Raw genomic sequence first — 24898 nt, 5'->3', positions numbered from 1 at the left:
TTCACTTGCCCTTTGGAATTTCACTCGGTCTAGCCGGTCGAACTATACCCTTCCCCACAAAGACTGTTCCGTCCGGTGCTGTATTGGTGCTTGTTTCCTTAACGTTAGGGCGCGGGATTCCGGCATGATCCTGCCCAGAGCCTCGAAATTGCATCCAAGTTCCGTCACCGTTGTGCGTCGTGTACTGCCCTTCAGGTCCGGGGCGCTCTATGATTGTATGCGGCAGGCCATGGGCTTCCGGCAGTGGAGCCGGCGGCTTATTTCTTGATTTGCCGTCTGCGCCAGAAGTACTAGCTGTCTCGGAGTTTGCATTGTTCCCGCTGTTCAGCGTCACATTCCCCGGCCAATACCCCCCAATACCCGGTGCAACCGGCGCCACACCCTTCGGAGTTTCCCCAACCAACACCAGCCCCGGACTCGCCGTAGGCGGCTTGCCTCCCCCAATCCCGGTGACCGCACTCAACCCGTTGGCTACACCCTCAAGGAACAGGGCAAGCAACGTCGTTCGCTTGCGTTCACCTATGCCAGCAGCCGCTTCAAGCGTATCGGTATCCGTCTTGTTGTTCCACTGGTTATACAGGTTCACGTTCGACGCAGTCGCCGCACCGGTCGTCCCACCGACCAGCCAGCCCACCGCACCCGCGAGCAGGTTCCCCGACAACTTCCCGGCCAGATCCGAATCCGTCGCGCCGGCCACCTCCCTGGCAGCCTGACGCGTCTGTTCTGCCAGCAACGCAGCCAGCCCCGCACCGGCAGCCCCTTGCGCAGCGCTCCCCATCCCGCCGCCGCCGAGGCCACCAATCAGCCCACCACCCGCAATGTGCAAGTAAACGCGATTCGCCCCGCCTTCGGCCCACGCATCGGCTTCAGCCTGAAACGCTGTCGCAGCCGTGGTATCCCCGGAAGCCCTCGCAGCATCCGACGCTCTTTGCGCCGCCTGTTCCTTCATGTCTGCATAGGCGCCGATCCCCTGCGCTACAACCTGTCCCGCCGCGCTGGCGGCATTCATCAGGTCGGACTGCTTGTCCAGCAGGTTCTGCACATCCGGCGTCTTCTCCACCGTCCCGTTCAGGTGCGATGTATCGCGATTCAGGTTCGCCAGATCTTGCGTCTGGTCTTGCGGATTCGTGACGTTGATCGTGCCGGCGCCGATCCCGCTTTGCGTCGTGGCATTCTGACTACCGCTGTCGGATTGCGAAATCATCGGTGTCACGCCACCGGCCCCGCTGACCGACCCGGGCCCGGTGGCCTTGCCGGTTACGCCCACACCCGCGCCGGCACTGAACCCGCCACTGTCCGCGTTGTAGTTCGAATGGTTCTGAATATCGCTGTAGGTCAGCGTGCCGGTCGTCAGCGTGTTCTTCGACGCATCCGCCGTACTGCCGATGTAAGCGCCCATCAGACTCGTATTGCCCTTGACGTCGATGTCGAACCCGCCGCTGCCGGCCTGAATACCGGCCTGCTCGTTCACGCCCGCATAGTTGCCGTTCGCATTGCCGTGAGAATGGGTGAAGCTCGCGCTGCCGCCCGACGTGCTGACGTTGAACCCGCCGCCCGCACTGCTCTGGTGGGCGGCACTGACGGTCGTGTCCTGCACGCTCTGCACCTTCAGGCTCCCGCCGACACTCGCCGTGACCGTGCCGCCCTTCACGTTCGAGCCGATCACGTTCGTATCGCCACCGCTCACGAGCGTGACGCTGTTCGCGCCGGTGACATGCGAGTTGTTCTGCATCACGGCATCGCTATTGCCGTCGCCGTGCGCGTTCTGCATCGACGCCGAAACACCGAAGCCGTCCGATCTGACCGACACGCCGACGCTGCTGCTGGACGACGAATTCGAGCTGCGCGTCGAATCGGTATTCGTCGTGTTCTGCAGATTGATCTGATTTTTCGCGGCCAGGATGACGTCATTACCGGACACGTTCGAACCGGCAACGGTGATATTGCCGCTACCGGGCGTGCTGTTGCCCTTCGCCACAAAAGTGGTCGTTCCGCCCGCCTTGACGTTCGAGCCCTGTTGTGTCGTCATGCCTTCGGACGAATCGATCCGGCTGCGACTCGACCCCATACTGACCTGAACGCCAACGCTCGGCTTTCCCTTTCCGGCAAGCGCACCGCCGGTTACGCTAGCGACAGCAACCGCGGTATCACCCGCTGCCGCAATCGCATGAAGTGCCGTTGCACGACTGTCGCCGCTGCCGCTCCTGGCCGCCTGAGTCTGCTGATAGGCTCCGTTAATCGCATCGCCGATGCTCCCCGACAGACCGATGGTCACGCCACTGCTGTGCGTTTCCTGGCTGTGGCTTCGATTCGACATATCCGTCGCCGAATCGATGATGACGTTCTCACCCGCGCCGGTGATGTTTCTCCTGGCGATCAGGTCGCTGCCCGTCACATGCAGATCCTTGCCTGCCGAGATGTTCAGATTGCCGTCAATCGATCCGATCGTGCTCGCCTTGTTCGTGACCGTCGTCGACTGATCCGTCTGTGCCATCGACTGCTTGCCGATACTCACGCTCAAGCCGCTCGTTCCCAAGCCTGAGTGCGTTTCGCGGTAGTAGCTGTTTTCAGCAACCGTATCTTTCGACGTCGTGATGTTGACGTTACCCGCTGCCGCGAGATTGACATCGTTGGTGCCGACGACCGTACTACCCTGAACGGTCAGATCGCGGCCCGACTGAATGTTGACCGTACTGCCCGACACCGTACTGCCGACACCGATGTTCGCGCGCGTATCCTGCATCGAGTCGGTCTTCGTGCTGCTGACGAAGCTGCCGCGATTGACATGCACCGCCTGGTAGTTGTCGTGCTCCTCTCGGGCCTCGTTCAACGTGACGTTGCCTGTAGCAGCAATTTTCGCTGCCCCCGTCCCATTGTCGACACCATTCGTCACCCCAGCCGTAAGCGACGAGCCTGTCAGCGTGACGTTGCCTTTCGACGCATCTGCGCTCGCTGCCGTAAACGTCGCATTGCCGCTCGCGGTGAATTGGGTACCCACTGCACGTTCGTCGTAGACGTGATCGACTTCCTGTCGCGTCTTGCTGTCTGCCGCCATGTTGTCGAGCTTCGCGGTATCGGTAACAGCCGTCGCCGTCAGATTCCCGCCCGCCACGACCGCCAATTCCTTCCCGGCCGTCACGGCCGCCCCCTTGAACGACGCATCGTTACCGCTTTGCATCGTCAGGTTGCCGCCGGCACTGACGCCACTGGTCACATGCGTCGTCGTCGACTCTTCCCAATGGTGCTGATCGTTGAGATACAACGACTGATCCGTCTTCGACTGGACCGTATCGACGTTGATATCGCGCCCGGCTGTGATCTGCGCATTGCCACCCGCCGACAGATTCGCACCATGAACCGCCAAGTCGCGCCCCGCTTGCACGGCAAGATCCCCCGTCGCCGCAATCGTCCCTTGCTGACCGATCAGGCTCTGACCGACCTTGCTCGCCCCCGCGGCCCCGCTCACGCCGACGGTATCGACCAGCGTCGTATTGACGACATCCCGTCCGGCCAGCACCGCCACCCGGTTACCGGTTATCTGCCCCGATGCGTTCACAACGTCGTTGCTCGCCGACACGACCGTCGTGCCGTTCGTCCCGCTGCTCGCGATCGTGCCGCCGCGATTCAGGATGTCCGTCGCGGTCACGACCGTCTTCGTGCCGCCCTTGATCACGCCACTGTTCGTGGTACTGCCGGCTGCATGGATCTGGACGTCATCGGCCGCGATCAGCGCGCCGGTCGGCCGCAGATCGTTCGCATGCGTCTTCGCCAGATACACGACCGGCGCCAGCACCTGCGTCTTACTGCCGTCCGGCAGCGTCACGGTCTGGTTCACGAGCCACACGATGTCGCTCGTCAGCGCATCCATCTGCGCGGCGGACAGCGCTATCCCCGGCACCATGCCGAACTGCTTCGCGTAATTCGCGCCGCTCGTCATCAGCGAGCGATACTCGTCCTCGGCACTCGCATAGCCCGGCAGAAACGTGCGCCCCGTCAACTGCGTGATCTGGTTGCGCACCATCTGCTGCTCGACCATGCCGTCGCCGAGACGCTTGTCGATGCTCGCCGGATTCAGGTTGAGCTGGCCGAGCATGTAATCGCTCGAGATGAAGTTCGTGTAGCTCGTCAGGCGCGGGTCGGTGACGATCAGATAAGGCTGCCCGGGCGCCGGATTGATCGTGTACAAGCCGCTCGTCGGCAGCTTCAGATCCGGCAGCGCGCCAGTCGGGTTCACCACCGACTGCAACGCGTCCACCGGCTTCTGTCCGGTCGCGGGGCCGACCTTCGACTGCCCGGTGCCGGTCACGCCGCCGTTGGCCTGGTTCGCGCCCAGCGTGCCGCCGGTCGCACCCGTCGCCGAGTTTTCCGCGGCGATGTTGCGGTTGTTCACGTCCTTCGCATCGATGTTGATCGACTGGTTCGCGACGATCGTGCCGCCGGTATTGCCGATCGCGACCGGCGCATAAACCGCGGGACTTTGAATAATCTTGCCTACATCACGCGTGGTATCCAGATTCCATGCGTACGTCGACACAATGTCATCCTGCTGATATCGATACAGCGTCTGGCCGACATTATTGACAGACGTGCCACCATAACTGCCCGACGCCGCACTACCCGATACATCGGCATCACCGATCCTGATCGACCCGCCAGCAGCGATCGAACTGTATAGATTGTCGATCGTGCCAACATTCTTCATCACGATATTCCGTCCTGCCACGAGTTCGGCCTGGGGCCCCTGACTCGTCACCTTGTCCTGGCGAATCGTCGTGGTGGTATCGCGTGAAATCTCGACTCGTTGATAACCATTGTGCCCATCGCTCCGGGTCGCATATTCCGTGTCCGGCACGTAGTTGACGTGAGGATCGTATGCATCCCAGTAGTTGACGGTGATCGTACCATCCGCGTTATTTGTCAGCGTGTTGTAGTAAATCGTCTGTGGCTGACCGTTTATAGTCACGACAAGCACGCGATCGGTCGCATCCGGTCCGTTCGACACGGATACCACCTGTGGGCCGTCGAACGAATCATTGCGCGGGGACTTGTACCCGGATTGCCATACCGCCTCCGAGCACGACGAATTACTAACGGAATTACCCGTCGCGCACACGACATACTTGGCACGCTTGGATTCATGCTTGCTCGTTGTGTCGACTGTTTCCGTCGCAACCGTCGGCGTCGGGCGCGTATTCGTGAACGTCTGCGCGGCCAGTTCGACGCTGCCCAGTGCCTCGATCGACGACTGATCGTTCAACACGGTCAACGCGCGGTTGGCGAGGAACCCGTTGGCGTCTCGCTGGCCGTTAGCCGCTATGTTGATGTCGCCGACGCTGAAGATGCTGGCGCCGCCGGTATTCGACAACCGGTTCGACGCGTACAGGTTCGCCCGATTGGCCGCGGCGATCACGGCCGCCGCCCCGGCGTTTGAGATAACGGCGGCGTTCAGCGTGACGTCGCGGCCAATGATCGTCGCCGTATTGTTCAGCGTCGCGCTGTTCGTCGTAACCGCGTCGCCCTCGATCCGACCCGCGTTGTCGATCGTGCCGCCGTTCGCGTTGACGGTCGTGTTTGCCGAGTTCAGATCGGCACCTGCCTGATTGTCGACATTGGCGGCGTTGACGGTCAGCGCACCGTTGGCGTCGAGCGTGCCCTGGTTCGTCAGCTTGCCCGACGTCGAGAACATCAGATCGCCGTTCGCGTGCAGTTTGTTTGCGGCGGTGTGCGTGTAATCGCTCGTGAGCGACACGCTACCGTTGCGGCCGGCGACGATCGATCCGTCGCCGCTCAGCGATCCGGCCGTCAGCGTCAGATCCCGGGCGCTACCGATCGCGCCGCCCTGGTTGACCAGCGCACCGGTGTTCAACGCCACGCTGCCGCCGCTACCCGCGTCGTTGCCGATCTTTCCGTTCGTGTTATCGATCGACGCGGTGGTAAGCGCCAGCGCGCCGTTCGCGCGAATGGAGCTCGCCCGATTGACGAGCACCGTGTTCGGGCCGTTCAGCGTCGCGTTGTTCGCGGCGGACAGCACGCCGTTCGAATTGTCGAGCCGATTGGCGACGGCGAGCGTCAGGTCGCGCCCCGCCAGCACCTGTGCGCCCTGGGTATTCGCCAGCGATTGCGTCGCGACCGTCACGTCGCCGTTGCCGCCGATCACGCCCGCACCGGGCTTGCCTGCCGCATTACCGTTCGTGATCGACGCGCCGCCGTCGATCGTCGTCGCAGCCGTTCCGACGTTGACGATCCTGCCATCGCTGTTGTCGATGCTGCTGCCGGAAAGCGCCAGCGTCGATGCCGTGCCGTTTGCCTCGATCTGGCCGCCGGCGTTGCCGATCGCACCCTGAGCGTGAATGTCCAGATCGCCGTTGGCCTGAATCAGGCCGGCGGTGTTCGTCAGCGCGCCGTTCGACTGGAGCGTCAGTGCCTGCGCCGACAGCAGCGAACCGTTCGAGTTGTCAAGGCTACCCGCCGTAACCGACACGCCGCCGTTACCGCCGATCATGCCGCCGGCCGTGTTCGACAGCGCGTTCTTCGACGTCACGCTCAGGCTGCTCGCGCCGACGTTCTTGATGGAACCCGCATCGTTCGCGAGACTTTCGGCCTCCACCGTCAGGCCGTTGTTCGCCTCGATCGTGCCGCCACCGTTGTCGATCCGGCCTTGCGCGTTCAGCGTGACGCGGTCGGCCCCCACGTAACCGCCGGCACGATTGTCCAGCGACTGGACGGCAACGGAAGCCTGCCGCTGCGCACTCAACGTGCCGGCCTGATTCGACAGCGCAGCCGCCTGCATCGCGAGCGCGCCATTGGTCGCGATCTGCCCGCCGTTGTTCGACAGCGTGCCGGTCGTGATCGACAGCGCGCCGCTGCCGGCGTGCGCGATCTTGCCGTGATCGTTGACCAGTGCGTTCGGTGAAAGGCTCAGGTCGGTGCTGTTGGTTTGCAGCGTGCCGCCGGTGTTGTTGAACGTCCCGGATACGGCCGCGAGCATGGCGCTCGTGCCGGTTTGCGTGATCGATCCGCCACGGTTCGCCAGATCGCCGGCAGTCAGTGCCAGTTGCACCGCGTTGATGGAACCGCCGCTGTTGTCGAGCGACATCGCCTTGACGGCCGCCGCCTGACCCGCCGCGATGCTGCCGGACGCATTCGTCAGTGTTGCGCCAGCATCGATGTTCGCATTCCGCCCGGCCGACAGCATGCCGCTGTCGTTATCGTGCGACTGGCTCGTCGCCTGAAGATCCTGCTGCGCGGTCACTGTGCCATGATTGACCAGTTGACCGGCCTGGAGCGTGACGTCGCCGTTGCCGCCGATCACGCCACCCGGCGCACCATCCGCCGTCGTCCCCACCGCATTCGTCAGCAGCCCCGTCGTCGTAACCGACAACCCATCGCCGTTAAGCGACGTGACCCGCCCGCCCGAGTTGTCGAGCGACGCACCGGCCACCATCATCCCCGCAGCGCTCTGAATCGTGCCCTGGTTGTTCGAGATCGCGCCGCCTCTCACCTGCGCCGCGGCTTGCGACACCAGCGTGCCCGAATGGTTGGCGAGCTGCCCGGCCGCCTGCACCGACAGCGGCCCTTGCGCCGACACCTTGCCGCCCTGGTTCGACACGTTGCCGCCCGTGAGCGTGATGCCACCGCCGCTCGACAAACTGCCGCGATCGTTGATGAGCGCGCCTGCCGCGTTCGCCGTAATGGCTCCCTGCGCACTCGTCGTCGCACCCGACAGATTGAGGTCGCCCGCCTCCGCGTTCAGCGCGAGCGTGCCCTTCGCAGCAGTCTGGCTGCCGGCAATATTCACGCTGCCACCAGTAAGCGACGCATTGCCGCCGGCCACGTTCTGGTTGGTCGCCGTCAGTTGCCCCGACGTCGTGACGTTCAAATCGCCGCTGTGCACGACGACACCGTCGTTGTTCACGCCCGCGCCGAGCCTGCCGGTCGAGATCACCGAACCCGCGTTGATCATCGCGTTCTTTTGCGCGGCAAACGTGCCGCTGTTCACGAGATCAGCCGTCGTGTTTGCCGACACCGACTGCTGGGCATAAAGCGTGCCGCTGTTGTCGATGCCGCCCGCCGCCGACATCGCGAGATTGCCCGCTGCCGTGGTCTTGCCGGTCAGCACGAGCCGGCCGTTCGACTGCAGCGTCATGTCGCCGGCCTGCGCCGCGATCATGCCGGCATTGCGCACGCCGACGCCGCCTTCGGTGCCGACCAGGTAGATCCGGTCGCTGTACATCCCGCCGAGCTGGCTGACGTCGATCGCGACGGCCGGCGCGGCGCCGTCGCCCTGGATCGGCGTCGCCGCCAGCGTGTCGTGATTGACCTGGTTCGTGCCCGCGACGACGTTCAGGTTCTTCGCGTAGATCGCCGCATTCGCCTGCACGGCGCGGGCAATGATGTCGACCTGATCGACGTTCGTCGCATTGAGCCCCGCGCCCTGCACCGTGACGAGGCCGCGATTGACGTTGTAGCCGGCGAGCGAGCCGTCCGCGCCGTAGTAAGGCTGGCCAGTCGTCAGCGTGGCGCGCGACGTATTGATGAAGCCGCCGCCGTCGACGACGATGCCGGCCGGGTTGGCCAGCACCACTTCCGCGCGATTCCCGGCGACTTCGACGTAACCGCGAAGCTGCGACGCGTTCGCGCTGTTCACCTGGTTGACGATGATCCGGGCGGATTGACCGGGCCCGAAGTTCGGGTTCCCGTTGATATAAGCGGCCTGCTGCGTATCGACGAGCGTCGGTGAATTATTGAGGATTGCTCCGTTTTTCTGGACGTCGAACTGATTGTAGGTATTGACCGACATGCCGGCGCCGGAGGGTTTGGCGATATTCACCTGCGGCAAGCCGTTTTGCGTCTGGATAACATGCGTGGGCGTGCCGGGCGTCGGCACGATCTGCGCCGGTGCGAGCGAAGGCGCAGCCGCCAGCGATGCAGCCGCAAGAATCCAGCCCGAACCGCCGAGCGCACGCCGGCCGGCACAGCACTCGCCGGAAGCAGCTTTCCCCGAAGCGGCAGCCGTCTCTTCGACAGCCACCACCATCCCCCGGAATCTGGAATACACCAGACGGCAGGTCTTTCTATTCATCGCTCTTTATTCGACTTCTTTTCAGATCGATGAACGTTAACAAAGCAATCGTCAGCAAGCCATAGGATGACTGTCAACAATTTCAAAACGTTATGAATATGTGAAGTAACGCAATTTCAGGATTTTTCTTATCCACCCCGCTATCTCGAATTAATGCACCTAATTTTGATTAGAATTTTTCAGAATTTGCCTGCATTGATTCCCGATTTATCTCATCGCAGATAAAAATCCGATCGATATCGCACCGCATGGCGATCATCGGAAAATAGTCAAAATGTGTTGCCGGCCAGCGACGGCACGGGGGTAGCGTGCCCCCTGCCGCACGTACTCAGTACACGTCCCGCACGTAGCGCCGCTCCTTCGCGAGCCGCGCGACGTATTCGCCCGCCTTGTCGTCCGACATCCCGCCGTGCGCGGCGACCACCGACTTCAGCGCCGCGTCGACGTCCTTCGCCATCCGCGCCGCGTCGCCGCACACGTAGAAATGCGCGCCCTCCTCCAGCCACGCGAACAGCTCGGCGCCCTGCTCGCGCATCCGGTCCTGCACGTAGACCTTCTCCGCCTGATCGCGCGAGAACGCGAGATCGAGCCGCGTGAGGAAGCCGCTGTCGCGCATCTCGGCCAGCTCGTCGCGATAGTAGAAATCGGTCTGCGCGTGCTGCTCGCCGAAGAACAGCCAGTTGCGGCCGCGCGCGCCACGCGCCTGGCGCTCGTGCAGGAAGCCGCGGAACGGCGCGATGCCGGTGCCGGGGCCGACCATCACGATCGGCACGTCGCCGCTCGCCGGCGGCCGGAAATGCGCGGACTTCTGCACGAACACCGGCACGCGGCCGTCTTCCGCACGATCCGCGAGGAACGTCGATGCGACGCCTTTGCGCGTGCGGCGGCCGTTGTGATAACGCACGGCCGACACGGTCAGGTGGATCTCGCCGCGATGCGCGTTCGGGCTCGACGCGATCGAATAGAGCCGCGGCTGCATCCGCTTCAGCATGCCGACGAGGTCCGCGCCCGACAGCTCGATCGGGTATTCGTGCAGCACGTCGGCGAGCTGCTGGCCCCACAGCCAGTTCTTCAGGTCGGCCTTGCGCTCGTCGCCGAGCAACGCCTTCAGCGCGCCGTTCGAACTGCGCGCGGCGATGAACGCGAGCGTGTCCGGATGCGGGCGCGTGATATCGAAGTGGCGCGCGAGCGCGTCGCCGAGCCGCACGTCGCCGACACCGGCGACCGTCACCGGCGTGTCGGCCTTCAGCGCGGTGATCTCGAGCAGTTCGTCGACGAGCGCCGGGCAGTTGGTCGGCCACACGCCGAGCGCGTCGCCGGCTTCGTATTCGAGGTTCGCGCCTTCGGTCGACAGCGACACGTAGCGCGTGTCCTTCGCCGCGCCCGGATGATTGAGCCGCAGGTTCGCGACGAGCCGCGACGGCGCCGGATGAGCCTTGGTCGGCAACGCGCCCGGCGGGATCATCCCGTCCGCCGGCACCGCGTGCAGCGCCGCGTCCTCTTCCTTGATCCGCGCGACGATACACTCGAGCCAGCGGTTCGCATCGGCCTGGAACTCGACGTCGCAGTCGGCGCGCGGCAACAGCCGCGTCGCACCGAGTTCCGCGAGCCGCGCGTCGAGCTGGCGGCCGTGGCCGCAGAACTGGTCGTAGTTGCGGTCGCCGAACGCGAGCACCGCGAAGTGCACGCCGTCGACGCGCGCGGCGCCGTCGGCCCGCAGCGCGTCCCAGAATTCGCGGCCGTTGTCGGGCGGGTCGCCGTCGCCGAACGTGCTCGTCATCAGCAGCACGTATTGCGCCTTAGCGAGCGACGCGACCGGGTAGTCGGACATGCAGGTCGTGCGGATCTCGAAGCCCGCGTTCATCAATTGGGTCGCATAGTCCTCAGTCAGCGATTCGATGTTGCCCGTTTGCGACGCCCACAGCAGCACGACCTTCGGCCGTGTGCGCACGATCCGCACGCCGCCCGGCGCCGCCGCCGCGGCGTCCGCCTGCAGTGCGGGCATCGCGGCGGGCGTGGCATGGCCGGCGCTCGCGCGGCTGAACAGTCCGGCGAGCATCCCGTCGAGCCACAGACGGGTCGGCGCGGCGAGCGGCGCGCTCGCGGGCAGCACGGGCACGCCGCCCGCGCGGCGGCCCGCGTCGGTGCGCAGCCCGCTGACGAAGCCGGCAACGTAGTGGCGCTCCGCGTCGGACAGCGGCGGCGGCGCCGTCTCGGCGATGCCGAGCGCGGCGGCGAAAGTGTCGATGTCAGCCATGTCGAGTTCCTGTGCCGCAGTCGCGCCCGTTGCGGCGGCCGGCGCGGGCGCGGGCTCTGCCGCTGCCGTTGCCGTAGTAGCGGCCGGGTCGCGCTGCGGGATATCGTCGGCGGCGCGCTCGGCCGGCGGGATGTCGACCCGGCTCAGCGCGACCGCGCAGAATTTCAGTTCCGGTTGCTGGGAAACCGGGTCGATCGCGTCATTCGTGACCGCGTTGATGCAAAGATCGTCGCCGTACACGTCGTTCCAGTGCATCGGCGCGAAACAGTTGCCGGGCTGCACGCGGTCGGTCACGACCGCCGGCAGCACCGCACGCCCGCGCCGCGAGCGGACCTCGACGCTGTCCTTCGCGGCGATGCCGAGCGCGCGCGCATCCTCCGGGTGGATTTCGACGAACGGACGCGGATTCAGCTTGTTGAGCATTCCGACCTTGCCCGTCTTCGTCATCGTGTGCCACTGGTGCTGCAGCCGGCCCGTGTTCAGCACGATCGGGAATTCGCCGTCGGGCAGCTCGTGCGGCGCGACGTGCGGCCGCGCGAAGAACTGCGCTTTGCCCGATGCGGTCGGAAACGCGATGCGCGGGGTACGGCCATCCGGCGTGCCGCCGTGCGCCGACGTGCGCAGCGTCTGGCTCACGCCGTCGTTCAGGTAGCGGATCGGGTTGCGGTCGTGCGCCGCATCCGGCGCGCACGGCCACTGCAGCGGCGTATCGGCGAGCGCCGCGTGGCTCGCGCCGCGCAGGTCGTAGCCGGTCGCGGGATTCGTGAAGCGGACGATCTCGTCGAACACGTCGGCGGCCGACGCGTAGCCGAACGCGTCCGCAAAGCCCATCGCGCACGCGACTTCGGCGACGATCTTCCAGTCCGGCAGCGCATCGCCGGGCGGCGCGATCGCCTGCCGCATCAGCGTCATGTTGCGCTCGGAGTTGATCATCACCCCTTCGCCTTCGGCCCACAGCGCGCCCGGCAGCAGGATGTCCGCGTAGCGGTTGGTCTCGGTGTCGAGGAACGCGTCCTGCGCGATCACGAGTTCCGCGGCCTGCAGCCCGGCGATCACGGTCCGCCGGTTCGCGACCGTCGCGACCGGGTTCGTGCAGATGATCCAGCACGCCTTCACGTCGCCGGCCGCCATCCGTTCGAACAGGTCGATCGTGCCGTTGCCGGTTTCGGTACGCAGCGTGCCGCGCGGCACGCGCCACACGTCCTCGACGAACTGCCGGTCCGCGTCCGACAGCACCGAACGCTGGCCCGGCAGCCCGGGCCCCATGTAGCCCATTTCGCGCCCGCCCATCGCGTTCGGCTGTCCGGTCAGCGAGAACGGCCCGCTGCCGGGCCGGCAGATCCGGCCAGTTGCGAGATGCAGGTTGCAGATCGCATTGGTGTTCCACACGCCGTGCGTGCTCTGGTTGAGCCCCATCGTCCAGCAGCTCATCCATTCCGGCGCATCGCCGATCCATTCCGCCGCGCGGCGCAGGTCGGCCTCGGCGACGCCCGTGATCGCCGCGACCTTGTCCGGCGTATAGTCGGCGAGGAACGCCGGCATCGCGTCCCATCCTTCGGTGAAGTCGGCGATGAACGCCGCGTCGGTCTTGCCGTTCGCGTGCAGCAGGTGCAGCAGGCCGTTCAGCAGCGCGACATCGGTGCCCGGGCGGATCTGCAGGAACAGGTCCGCCTTGTCGGCGGTGCCCGTGCGGCGCGGATCGACGACGATCAGCTTCGCGCCGGCCTTCACGCGCTCCATCATCCGCAGGAACAGGATCGGATGACAGTCGGCCATGTTCGCGCCGATCACGAAGAACAGGTCCGCGCGATCGAAGTCCTGGTATGACCCGGGCGGGCCGTCCGCGCCGAGCGACAGCTTGTAGCCGCTGCTCGCGCTCGCCATGCAGAGGCGCGAGTTCGATTCGATATTGTTGGTGCCGACGAAGCCCTTCGCGAGCTTGTTCACGAGGTACTGCGCCTCGATCGACATCTGGCCCGACACATAGAACGACAACGCGTCTGGGCCGTGCGCATCGAGCACCGTGCGCAGGCGGCGCGCGGTCTCGGCGATCGCGTCGCGCGCGGCCAGCGGCACGAGGTCGTCCTCGCGCGCTCGGCGCACGAACGCGCTTTCGAGCCGCCCGGATTTGCGCAGCGCGACGTGCGCGGACGCCCCTTTCGTGCACAGCCGCCCGAAGTTGGTCGGATGGTCGGGGTCGCCGGCCACCTTGACGACCTCGCCGTCCTCGACGTGCAGCACCATCCCGCAGCCGACGCCGCAGTACGGGCACACGGTCTTTACGTTCGTGGCGGTCATGCGCGCTCCGGCTCCGTCAGGCTGCGACCCACACGACGCCGTTGTCGACGCGCGAACGGTAGGTGCTGACCGACTGTTCCGGCGCTTCGAGGCATTCGCCGGTGCGCAGGTCGAAGTGATGCTTGTACAGCGGCGACGCGACGACGATCCGCTCGCCGAGGTTGCCGACCAGCCCGCGCGACATCACGGCCGCCTGCGACGCCGGATCGACGTTGTGGATCGCGAACACGCCGCCGTCCTCGTGCGCGACGTAGAACACGGCAACCTGCTCGCCGTTGACGAGCGCGCACACGCCGGTGTTCGGCACGATCTCGTCGAGCGCACACACGGGGGTCCAGGACACGTGGATCTGTTCGTTGCTCATGGCTTTCTCCTAGCTGGCGATGATCGGGATGGTTCAGGCGGTTTCGGTTTCGAGCACCACCGGAATCTCGATGCGCTTGCCGCGCACCCGCTCGTCGGGCGTCGCGGGGCGGATCTGGCCGCGCGTCTCGACAAAAGCGATGTTCGCGTCCGGCGCGTCGCTGTTCACGAAGTGGCGGAAGCGCTTGCGCGTTTCCGGATCGGTGACGGCCTTCTTCCACTCGCATTCGTACGTGTCGACCACGTGCTGCATGTCGGCCTCCAGCTCGGCCGCGAGCCCGAGCTTGTCGTGCACGACCACGTCGATCAGGTAGTCGAGCCCGCCCTCGAGGTTGTCGCGCCACACGCTCGTGCGCTGCAGCCGGTCCGCGGTGCGGATGTAGAACATCAGGAAGCGGTCGATGTAGCGGATCAGCGTGTCGTGGTCGAGGTCGGCCGCGAGCAGTTCCGCGTGGCGCGGCTTCATCCCGCCGTTGCCGCACACGTACAGGTTCCAGCCCTTTTCGGTCGCGATGATGCCGATGTCCTTGCCCTGCGCTTCCGCGCATTCGCGCGTGCAGCCCGACACGCCGAACTTCAGCTTGTGCGGCGCGCGCAGCCCCTTGTAGCGGTTCTCGATCTCGATCGCGAGGCCGACCGAATCGTCGACGCCGTAGCGGCACCACGTCGAGCCGACGCACGACTTCACCGTGCGCACCGACTTGCCGTACGCATGGCCCGACTCGAAGCCCGCGGCAATCAGTTCCTCCCAGATCGACGGCAGCTGCTCGACGCGCGCGCCGAACAGGTCGACGCGCTGGCCGCCCGTGATCTTCGTATAGAGGCCGTACTTCTTCGCGACCTGGCCGACCGCGATCAGCCCTTCCGGCGTCACTTCGCCGCCCGGCATCCGCGGCACGACCGAATACGTGCCGTCGCGCTGGATGTTCGCGAGGTAGTAGTCGTTCGAATCCTGCAGGCCCGCATGTTCCTTCTTCAGCACGAACTCGTTGAAGCACGACGCGAGGATGCCCGCGACCGCAGGCTTGCAGACGTCACAGCCGAGGCCGTGGCCGTGCTTCGCGAGCAGCGCGCCGAAGGTCTGGATGCGCTCGACGCGGATCAGGTGGAACAGCTCCTGGCGCGAATACGGGAAGTGCTCGCACAGATGGTTGTTGACCGCGAGCCCCTGCTTCTTCATCTCGGACTTCATGATCTGCGTGACGAGCGGCACGCAGCCGCCGCACGACGTGCCCGCGCCCGTGCACGACTTCAGCGCGCCGATGCTCGTCGCGCCGCCGTCGACCGCCGCGCAGATCTGCGCCTTCGACACGTTGTTGCACGAGCAGATCTGCGCGGCCTCGGGCAGCGCCTCGACGCCGACCACCGCCTTCGCTGCGCCGTCCGACGACGGCAGGATCAGGAATTCCGGCGCTTCGGGCAGCTCGATGCGATTCAGCATCATCTGCAGCAGCGTGCCGTATTCGGCCGCATCGCCAACCATCACCGCGCCGTGCAGGAACTTGCCGCAATCGGACACGACGAGCTTCTTGTAGACCTGCTTGCGCTCGTCCGCATACTGGTACGTGCGGCTGCCGGCCGTCGTGCCGTGCGCGTCGCCGATGCTCGCGACGTCGACGCCCATCAGCTTCAGCTTCGTGCTCATGTCCGCGCCCGCGAACGCCGCGGCAACGCCTGCGAGCTGCTTCGCGACCACGCGCGCCATGTCGTAGCCGGGCGCGACGAGACCATACACCATGCCGTTCCATGCCGCGCATTCGCCGATCGCGTAGATGTCCGCGTCGCTCGTGCGGCAGCTGTCGTCGATCGCGACGCCGCCGCGCGGGCCGAGCTCGAGCCCGCAGGCGCGCGCGAGTTCGTCGCGCGCACGGATGCCGGCCGAGAACACGATCATGTCGGTGTCGAGATGCGTGCCGTCGGCGAAGTTCATCCGGTGCGTGCCCTCTTCGCCATCGACGATCTCGAGCGTGTTCTTGCCGGTATGCACCTGCACGCCGAGCGCCTCGATCTTCGCGCGCAGCATGCGGCCGCCGCCGTCGTCGACCTGCACGGCCATCAGGCGCGGCGCGAATTCGACGACGTGCGTGTCGAGCCCCATGTCGCGCAGCGCCTTCGCGCATTCGAGGCCGAGCAGGCCGCCGCCGATCACGACGCCGCGCTTTGCGCGCGCGCCGCAGGCCTGCATCGCTTCGAGGTCATCGATGGTTCGGTACACGAAGCAATCGGCGCGCTCGCGGCCCGGCACCGGCGGCACGAACGGGCGCGAGCCGGTCGCGAGCACGAGCTTGTCGTACGCGAGCGTCTCGCCCGACGCGAGCGTGACCGTATGCGCGGCGCGGTCGATCGAGGCGACCTGCGCATTCAGGCGCAGGTCGAACTGCGGGTTCGCGTCGAAGAAGCCGGGCGCGACGAGCGACAGGTTGTCCGCCGTCTTGCCGGAGAAGAATTCCGACAGGTGCACGCGGTCGTACGCGGGGCGAGGCTCCTCGCCGAGCACCGTGACCTCGAGCGCGCCGGCGGCGTCCGCCGCGACGCACTCGAGCAGCTTGTGACCGACCATGCCGTGACCGATGACGATGAGTTTCATGTTGGGATTTCCTCAAACGATCAGTTTGCGATGCCGCCCGCCGCCAGCGCGCGTTCGCGCAGCGCCGCCTCGTGGGCCTTGTGTTCTTCGCTGAAGCGCACCGCCATCGCGCAGAGCGCCGACACGGTGACGATGAGGCCGAGCACGCTCAGCGTGTGCTGCACGTCGCCGATCCCCTTCAGCAGGAAGCCAGCCGCGACCGCGCCGGCGTTGCCGCCCGCGCCGACGATCCCGGCGACGCCGCCGAGCGCCTTGCGGTCGATGAACGGCACGAGCGCGTAGGTCGCGCCGCACGCCATGTGCGTGAACAGGCCGAACGTCAGCATCGCGACCAGCGCGATCCCGACCGTGTTCGTGTGCGAGAACCACAGCAGCCCGAGCCCTTCGCCGACGATCAGCGCGCAGAGCAGCGATGCGCGCACGTCGAGGCTGCGGCGCGCGGCGACCTTGTCGGACAGCCAGCCGCCAAGCGCGCGAGCGAACAGCGCGAGCACGCCGAACAGGCCAGCGGCAAGGCCCGCCTCCTTCAGCGACAGGTTGAAGTGATCGACGTAGTACAGCGCGGCAACGTTGTGGATGAACACCTCGACGCCGAAGCACGCGCCGTACGTGACGAACAGCATCCACACGCGGTAGTTCGCGCATGCGGCCGAGAAGCTCGCCCAGCCGCCCTTCTTGCCGCTGTCGATCGTCACGCCCTGTTTGCGCAGCGCGACGAAGTCGCCTTGCGGGCAGTCCTGCGTATAGCGCCAATAGACCCACGCCATCACCAGCATCGCGATGCCCGGCACGACGAGCGCGGCGCGCCACGCGGACGCCTCACCGAAGCCGAGCATCAGCGCGGCCGTCGCGAGGAGCGGCAGGAAGGCCTGCGCGGCGCCCGCGCCGGCGTTGCCCCAGCCGGCCGACGTCGCGTTCGCGGTGCCGACGATGTTCGGCGCGAACATCACCGACGTGTGGTATTGCGTGATCACGAAGCTCGCGCCAACCGCGCCGATGCCGAGCCGGCACAGCAGGAACGACAGGTAATCGTGGCTGAACGCGACCGCGATCACGGGAAACGCACCGATCGCGAGCAGCCCTGAATACACGCGGCGCGGCCCGAAGCGGTCGCACAGCGGGCCGACGACCAGCCGCACGGCGATCGTCGCGGCCACTGCCGCGATGTTGATGTTCGCGACCTGCGTGGCGTTCAGATGAAATTCATGTGCGATGAGCGGCATCAGCGGCGCGCACGCGAACCACGCGAAGAAGCACACGAAGAACGCCATCCACGTCAGATGAAACGCGCGCATCGGCGCGGTGCGCAGGCTGAAGAGATCGATGCGGGTAGCTTTGTCGGACATTTCCCATCCACCAAATGAAAACGGCGTCCTGCGAACCCGGTCTCGCGCATGTCGAGACCCGATCCGTAGGACGCCGTTGCCCAGGAAGCCCGTTGCCGGGCGAATCGGTATTCGGTACTGCGAGCGAATCGCCGTTGATTCGCACGGGTCACACTATGCAAGCACCGTGCCATGTCGTGCGAAATCCTGTCGCACAACGGATGGCGGCGCTTTCGGTGGCCTGCGCGGTGCCGCGTTGCACGCGCCCCGCGACGCGTCGTGGCGCAGCGAGGCACGATTGTGGTGCGATGCAGCACTGTCACCGTGCGGCAATGCCGTGCACGTTCGTGGTGAATCGCGCACCCGCATCCGTCATCGCACCGGCAAGGGTCCGGCGCACCGCGACGGCCGTTGCACGACGCACGGCTGGTCCGGATATTGCTCGGCCGTTCGCAGGAATCCGATCCGTTATTCAGACCGCCACGCGTGCGTGGCTATGGGACAAGCATCATGAAGACTGGCAAGGTCACCCTGCTCGGCGCCGGCCCCGGCGATCTCGACCTGCTCACGCTGAAGGCCGTGAAGGCGCTCGCGGCCGCCGACGTGCTGCTGCTCGACGATCTCGTGAATCCCGAAATCGTCACGCTCGCGCCGCAGGCGCGCGTCGTGCGCGTCGGCAAGCGCGGCGGCTGCCGTTCGACGCCGCAGGCGTTCATCGAGCGGCTGATGCACCGCTACGCGCTGCGCGGCGCGCACGTGGTGCGCGTGAAAGGCGGCGAGGCACTGCTGTTCGGCCGCGCGGGCGAGGAACTGAAGACGCTGCGCGACGCGGCAATTCCGGTCGACATCGTCAACGGGATCTCGTCGGGATTCGCGGCGGCGGCCAGCCTCGGCGTGTCGCTCACGCATCGCGAGCATTGCCAGGGCGTCACGTTCGTAACCGCGCACCTGCAGGACCACACCGAGCCGGACTGGTCGCGCCTCGCCGCAACCGGCACGACACTCGCGATCTATATGGGGATGAGCCGCATCGAGCGGCTCGCGGCCGGCCTGCTCGCCGCGCTGCCCGCGTCGACGCCCGCCGCGGCCGTGCAATGGGCCGGCACGCCCGACGAGCGCCGCTGGACCGGCACGCTCGGCACGCTCGCACAGGGCGTCGCCGATGCGGGGCTCGGCAGCCCGGCCGTGATCCTGGTCGGCGCGGCGATCGGCGAAGCGGACGCGCTCGGCGGCACCGACACCTGTGCCGACACCCGCACCGACACCGCCGCCCTGGCGCACGTGATCGCGCGGGCCGCGTAGGATGCGGCGTGCCACGCGGCCGCAGCCGCCCATCTATAGTGAAAACGGCGGGCGCACGCACGGCGGCCGGCGGACTTCCGTGTGCGGCGCGTCGCCGCTGTCTCGTCCGTTCGCGTCATGAGTGCGTCCGTTTCGCCCGTCAAGCTGCGCGTGCTGCTCGTCACCGATACGCAAAAGCCGATCGGTGACCTGCGCGACGCGCTCGCGCGCCTCGGCTACGAGATGCTGGCCGAAGTGGCGACGCCCGCGCGTCTACCTGCGACCGTCGAGGCGCAGCGGCCCGACGTCGTGATCATCGATACCGAATCGCCTTCGCGCGACACGCTCGAACAGCTCGCCGTGATGAACGCCACCGCGCCGCGCCCGGTGCTGATGTTCAGCCATGACGCGGATCAGACGCTGATTCGCGCGGCGGTCGGTGCGGGAGTGAGCGCGTATCTCGTCGAAGGGCTGTCGGCCGAGCGGCTCGCGCCGATTCTCGAGGTCGCGCTCGCGCGCTTCTCGCACGACGACGCGCTGCGCCGCCGGCTCGCCGACGTCGAGCGCGAGCTCGACGACCGCAAGCTGATCGATCGCGCGAAGCGCACGCTGATGGAGCGCCGCAAGCTGTCCGAGCCCGACGCCTACGCGGCGCTGCGCAAGCGCGCGATGGACCAGGGCATCCGCATCGTCGACGCCGCGCGCCAGCTGCTCGCGGGCGACCCGCAACCATGAGTGTCATTGCCATGACGACTTCCCCCGCCGCCGCGCCGGAGCGCGCGTGCCTCCGTCTCGGCTTCGTCGCGCTCAGCGACGCGGCCCCGCTGATCGTCGCGCAGCGCCTCGGCCTCGGTGCGCGCCACGGCCTCGCGCTCGAGCTGAGCCGCGAGCCGTCGTGGGCCGCCGTGCGCGACAAGCTGCTGTCCGGCGAACTCGACGCCGCGCATGCGCTGTACGGCCTCGTCTGCGGCATGCAGCTCGGCATCGCGAGCCCGCAGGCCGACATGAGCGTGCTGATGGTGCTGAACCGCAACGGCCAGGCGATCACGTTCTCGGGGCCGCTCGCCGACGCGTATCGCGCGCGCCGCAACCTGAAGCACGCGCTCGCGACGCTCGGCCGCCCGCCGGTGTTCGCGCAGACCTTCCCGACCGGCACGCACGCGATGTGGCTCTATCACTGGCTCGCATCGCACGGCGTCGATCCGCTGCGCGAGATCCGCAGCGTCGTGATCCCGCCGCCCGAGATGGTCGCGGCGCTCGCGAACGGCGAGCTCGACGGCTTCTGCGCGGGCGAGCCGTGGCATGCGGTGGCCGAAGCGTGCCGCGCGGGCCGCACGGTTGCCGCAACGAGCGAGGTCTGGCCCGATCATCCGGAGAAGGCGCTCGCATGCCGACGCGATTTCGCCGCGCTGTACCCGAACACGGCGCGCGCGCTGATCCGCACGCTTGTCGATGCGTGCGCGTGGCTCGACAGCCCCGCGCACCGCGTCGAGGCGGCCGGCTGGCTCGCGTCGCCGGACGCGCTCGGCGTGCCGGCCACACTGATCGCGCCGCGCCTGCTCGGCGACTACGGCGCGGGACCGTTCGCCGCGCCGCCGCTGCCGGTCAGCTTCCACGCGGGTGGCACGGTGAACCGGCCGCGCACCGAAGACGGCCTGTGGTTCCTGTCGCAGTACCGGCGCTGGGGGATGCTCGCCGACACGCGCGACGACCGCGCGCTCGCCGCGGCGATTGCGGATCCTGCGTTGTATGATGCTGCGGTCGCTGGAACGGGCGCTACACTTGCCGGATTCAACTGAACTTCGATGTCCACTCGACCGGGCGCGTCGCTCGACGCGCTGCTCACCGAAATCCGCGCGTGCCGCGCGTGCGAAGCCGTACTGCCGCTCGGCCCGCGCCCCGTGCTGCGTGCGCACCGCGACGCGCGCATCCTGATCGTCGGGCAGGCGCCCGGCGCGCGCGTGCATGCGAGCGGCATCCCGTGGGACGATGCGAGCGGCAAGCGGCTGCGCGAATGGCTCGGTGTCGATGCGGACACGTTCTACGACCCGACGCGCTTCGCGATCGTGCCGATGGGGTTCTGCTACCCGGGCCGCGGCGCGAGCGGCGACAATCCGCCGCGCCCCGAATGCGCGCGGTTGTGGCTCGACCGGCTGCTCGCGGAGCTGCCGTCGACCCGCCTGACGCTGCTGATTGGCACCTACGCGCAGCGGCATTTCCTGCGTGACACGCGCAAGGCGTCGCTGACCGAAACCGTCGAGGCTTGGCGCGACTATGGCCCTCACGTGCTGCCGCTGCCGCACCCGTCGCCGCGCAATCAGGGCTGGTTCAAGCATCATCCGTGGTTCGAAGCCGACGTGCTGCCCGAATTGCGGCGCCGCGTGGCGCCGCTCGTGGCGCGATAGGCGCGTCGTTGCCAGATTTCCTGCTCAACGGCTTGCAATTCCTCCCCCCGATTCTGACCAACTCCTGACGCAGACCGGTTTCGCTGTACCATCGCGGGTCAATCCGCATCGCGAAGCATCGAATCCGTCATGTCCTCCTCCGCCCCGCCGCGCCTGTACGGGATGCCCGAACGCAGCGACCGGCTCGATTTCTACATCCGCGACCAGGCGTCGCGCCAGGCAATCACCGAGCCGCACCGGCACGCGTACTTCCAGATCCAGTTCAATCTCGGCGGTGACACCGAGCAGCGGATCGGCGGCGTCACGCGGCCGTTTCCGCGCGGCGCGCTCGCGTTCGTGCTGCCGTACCGCGAGCACGTGATCCCGCATCCGGAAGGCGCGCACTTCATCGTGATCAACTTCAGCCAGGCGTTCCTGCGCGCCGATCTCGACGTCGATCCGCTCGACCTCGAGGACATGCCCGCGCACCGCTTCCCCGAGCTCACGCCGTTCCGCTTCCAGGAGCATCTCGACTTCATCCTGACCGGCGATACGTTCGACGAGGCGCGCCGCCTCGCGCTGTGCATGCTCGACGCGGACCGCGTCCGCACGTTCGGCTCGACGACGCTTCTGCGCGGCTATCTGCTGCAACTGATCGGGCTCGTCTGCACGCAATACGCGGGCGCGCTCGACAAGCTCGCGCAACGCGGCGCGCATCGCGCGGGCCGGCGCGACGCGCTCGCGCGCGTGCTGCGCCATGTGCGCGCGAACCTGACCCGCGAAGACCTGACGCTCGCCGCCACCGCCGAGGCCGCGTTCCTGTCGCCGAACTATCTCGCGCACCTGATCCGCAAGGAAACCGGCAGCACGTTCACCGATCTCGTGACCGAGCGCCGCATCGCGCTCGCGCAGTCGCTGCTCGCGCACACGAACCGGCGCATCGCGGAAATCGCGCGCGCGGTCGGCTTTCGCGACGAAGGGTATTTCGCGCGGCGGTTCCGCGCGCGCGTCGGCGTGTCGCCGAAGGCGTACCGCGACGCCAATGCGGCGCTGCCCGACGGCGACGCGTAGTTTTGTCCCGGAAAAACGCAATTGCGTCGCATTCGCCGTCGCGCGCGTCGGGTATCGTTGCACGCATGCCGGCCGCTGCGTGATGCGCGAGCCGGCTTTCGTCTCCCACCCGAACGAGGCCATCCGATGTCCGAATACGTCATCGACGCTCCCGAGCGTCCTTCCGTCGAAGTCGAGCAGTCGTCCGCGCGCTTTCCGGTGCGCCGCGTGTTCTGTGTCGGCCGCAACTATGCCGAGCATGCGCGCGAGATGGGCGCCGATCCGAACCGCGAGCCGCCGTTCTTCTTCTCGAAGCCGGCCGACGCGGTCGTGCCGGCGCGCGGCACCGTCCCGTATCCGCCGCTGACGAACGACCTCCATCACGAAATCGAGCTCGTGATCGCGATCGGTCAGGGCGGCCGGTCGATCGACGCGGCCGACGCGCTGTCGCACGTGTGGGGCTATGGCGTCGGCGTCGACCTGACGCGCCGCGACCTGCAGGCCGAAGCGAAGAAGCTGAGCCGGCCGTGGGACTGGGCGAAGGGTTTCGATGCATCGGGGCCGGTGACCGCGCTGCGGCCCGTCTCGGCGACCGGGCACCCGGCCACCGGCCGCATCTGGCTCGCAGTCAACGGCGAGCCGCGCCAGCAAGGCGATCTCGCGGACATGATCTGGCCGGTGCCGGACATCATCGCGTACGTGTCGCGTTCGGTCGAGCTGCGGGCCGGCGACCTGATCTTCACCGGCACGCCGGCTGGCGTCGGCGCGCTGGAGCCGGGCGACCGCGTGACAGGCGGCGTGGACGGCGTCGCGCAGTTCTCGTTCACGATGGGCGCGAAGCCGTGATGCGGGTCGACGAGTAAAGGCGCAGGATGCTGCGCCGCGCGATGCGGCGTGGTATCGCACCATTCACCGCAGCTCGTCGCGGGCCACCATCCAGCGCGCGCACACGGCGGCCGACAGCGCGATCACCGAGGACAGCAGCATCATGCAAAGCGGCGCGTAACCGACGTTGTGCTCGGTCAGCACCGCGCCCGTCAGCGACGACAGCGCGGCGCCGCCCGCGATCGTCATCGCACCGGCCAGGCCCGACGCGCTGCCGGCCAGTTCGGGGCGCACCGACAGCGCGCCGGCGTGCGCAGCCGGATTCGTCAGGCCGTTGCCGACGCCGACGAGCACGCACGGGCCGAACAGTGCGATCGGGTGCCTGACGCCCGCGAAAAACAGCCCGAGACCGAGCAGCGGACCGGCGCACGCGACGATGCGGCCGGCGACGAGCGTCGTCGTCAGCGGATAGCGGGGCGCGTAACGACCGGTGACGAAGCTGCCGAACATGAAGCCCGCGGTGATCGTCCCCATGTAGAAACCGAGCACCGCCGGCGGCAGGTCGAAGACCGCCTGCGCGGTCAGCGGCGCACCGGCCAGGAACGCGTAGAACGCGCCGGTCGAGAAGGCCATGCACAGCGCGTAGGCCCAGAAGCGGCGCGCGCGGAACAGCGCCGGGTACGCACGCAGCTGCCGCCGGATCGTGTCCGACGGATTCCCGTTGGTTTCGCCGAAGTTGCGCCAGCACCACGCGAACAGCGCGAGGCTGGCCAGGCCGACACACCAGAAGCTCGCGCGCCAGCCGAAGTTTTCGTCGAGCAGGCCGCCCAGCGTCGGGCCGAGCATCGGCGCGATCGCCGCCGCCATCGCCGCATAGCCGATCCGGCTCGCTGTCTGCGCGTGACCGCTCGTATCGCGGATCGCCGCCATCGCAACCGGATAGCAGCACGTGACGCATGCCTGCAGCATGCGGCACGCGAGAAACGCGCGGACGTCGGTCGCCAGCGCGCAGCCGAGCGATCCGGCCGTGAACAGCGCGAGCGTGGTCAGCACGATCGGCCGCCGCCCGAAGCGGTCCGACAGCGGCCCCATCACCAGTTCGAGCGTCGCGGCGACGGCCGCGTAGCCGCCGAGCGCGAGGCTCACGAGCGCGTAGTCGGTGTGGAGGGTGCGCGCGATGTTCGGCAGCGACGGCAGAAACAGGCTCAACGGCAGCACCGACAGCGCGCACAGCAGCGTCAGCGTGGACAGAGGCGGATAGGGGCGTTCGGCGGTCGTCGATGTCGGCGTCATCATTCGGATGCAGGGTCGAGCGGGACAATTGGGATAGGGGCAGGCCTCGCGGCCCGACCCCTCCCGCACCACCGTGCGTACGGGTCCGTACACGGCGGTTCGGATCAGTTGATCGGCGATGGACCCAGCGACGGAAGGCCCAACGAGCGGAAG

Annotated in this window: 12 protein-coding genes; 6 read left to right on the top strand and 6 right to left on the bottom strand. The window is 67.2% G+C overall.

All coding sequences use genetic code 11. The features are described 5' to 3' along the window. Position 1 precedes the first annotated feature (1 nt). The 5 genes from DID96_RS28450 to DID96_RS28430 form a co-directional block, all read right to left on the bottom strand. Positions 2–9082 carry a hemagglutinin repeat-containing protein gene (locus DID96_RS28450; RefSeq protein ID WP_124602563.1) on the bottom strand — a complete coding sequence of 3027 codons (9081 nt, stop codon included), beginning with the start codon at positions 9080–9082 and terminating at the stop codon, positions 2–4. Between the two features lie 328 nt (positions 9083–9410). Continuing rightward, positions 9411–13637: a bifunctional nitrate reductase/sulfite reductase flavoprotein subunit alpha gene (locus DID96_RS28445; RefSeq protein WP_124602562.1), complete on the bottom strand. Its 4227-nt coding sequence runs from the start codon at positions 13635–13637 to the stop codon at positions 9411–9413. A 16-nt stretch (positions 13638–13653) separates the two neighbouring features. Continuing rightward, positions 13654–14001 (bottom strand): nitrite reductase small subunit NirD, encoded by a 348-nt coding sequence (gene nirD / locus DID96_RS28440; RefSeq protein WP_124602561.1) that lies wholly within the window; start codon positions 13999–14001, stop codon positions 13654–13656. Between the two features lie 33 nt (positions 14002–14034). Continuing rightward, positions 14035–16587 carry a nitrite reductase large subunit NirB gene (nirB, locus tag DID96_RS28435; protein WP_124602560.1) on the bottom strand — a complete coding sequence of 851 codons (2553 nt, stop codon included), beginning with the start codon at positions 16585–16587 and terminating at the stop codon, positions 14035–14037. 20 nt (positions 16588–16607) lie between these two features. Then, a complete protein-coding gene (locus DID96_RS28430; RefSeq protein ID WP_124602559.1) occupies positions 16608–17933 on the bottom strand; it encodes an MFS transporter in 1326 nt (441 codons plus the stop codon). Between the two features lie 489 nt (positions 17934–18422). On the opposite strand from DID96_RS28430, the gene cobA reads away from it, so the two are divergent. The 6 genes from cobA (at position 18423) to DID96_RS28400 (ending at position 23473) form a co-directional block, all read left to right on the top strand. Beyond that, the gene (gene cobA / locus DID96_RS28425) at positions 18423–19214 is read left to right on the top strand and encodes a uroporphyrinogen-III C-methyltransferase (protein ID WP_124602558.1); all 792 of its coding nucleotides are present in this window, start codon (positions 18423–18425) and stop codon (positions 19212–19214) included. A 117-nt stretch (positions 19215–19331) separates the two neighbouring features. Beyond that, a complete protein-coding gene (locus DID96_RS28420) occupies positions 19332–19928 on the top strand; it encodes an ANTAR domain-containing response regulator (RefSeq protein WP_124602557.1) in 597 nt (198 codons plus the stop codon). An 11-nt stretch (positions 19929–19939) separates the two neighbouring features. Continuing rightward, entirely contained in the window at positions 19940–20992 is a 1053-nt protein-coding gene (locus tag DID96_RS28415) for a CmpA/NrtA family ABC transporter substrate-binding protein (RefSeq protein ID WP_124602556.1), read from the top strand. Positions 20993–20998: 6 nt separating this feature from the next. Then, the gene (locus tag DID96_RS28410; RefSeq protein ID WP_124602555.1) at positions 20999–21598 is read left to right on the top strand and encodes a uracil-DNA glycosylase family protein; all 600 of its coding nucleotides are present in this window, start codon (positions 20999–21001) and stop codon (positions 21596–21598) included. A gap of 129 nt (positions 21599–21727) precedes the next feature. After that, positions 21728–22648 (top strand): AraC family transcriptional regulator, encoded by a 921-nt coding sequence (locus DID96_RS28405; RefSeq protein ID WP_124602554.1) that lies wholly within the window; start codon positions 21728–21730, stop codon positions 22646–22648. A gap of 126 nt (positions 22649–22774) precedes the next feature. Beyond that, a complete protein-coding gene (locus tag DID96_RS28400; RefSeq protein WP_124602553.1) occupies positions 22775–23473 on the top strand; it encodes a fumarylacetoacetate hydrolase family protein in 699 nt (232 codons plus the stop codon). 63 nt (positions 23474–23536) lie between these two features. Here DID96_RS28400 and DID96_RS28395 read toward each other — a convergent pair whose 3' ends face one another. Continuing rightward, positions 23537–24748: a multidrug effflux MFS transporter gene (locus DID96_RS28395; RefSeq protein ID WP_124602552.1), complete on the bottom strand. Its 1212-nt coding sequence runs from the start codon at positions 24746–24748 to the stop codon at positions 23537–23539. Positions 24749–24898 lie beyond the last annotated feature (150 nt).

It is taken from the genome of Burkholderia sp. Bp8963 (assembly GCF_003854275.1).
Taxonomy (GTDB): Bacteria; Pseudomonadota; Gammaproteobacteria; order Burkholderiales; family Burkholderiaceae; genus Burkholderia.
This window is presented reverse-complemented; position numbering and strand designations above follow the sequence as displayed.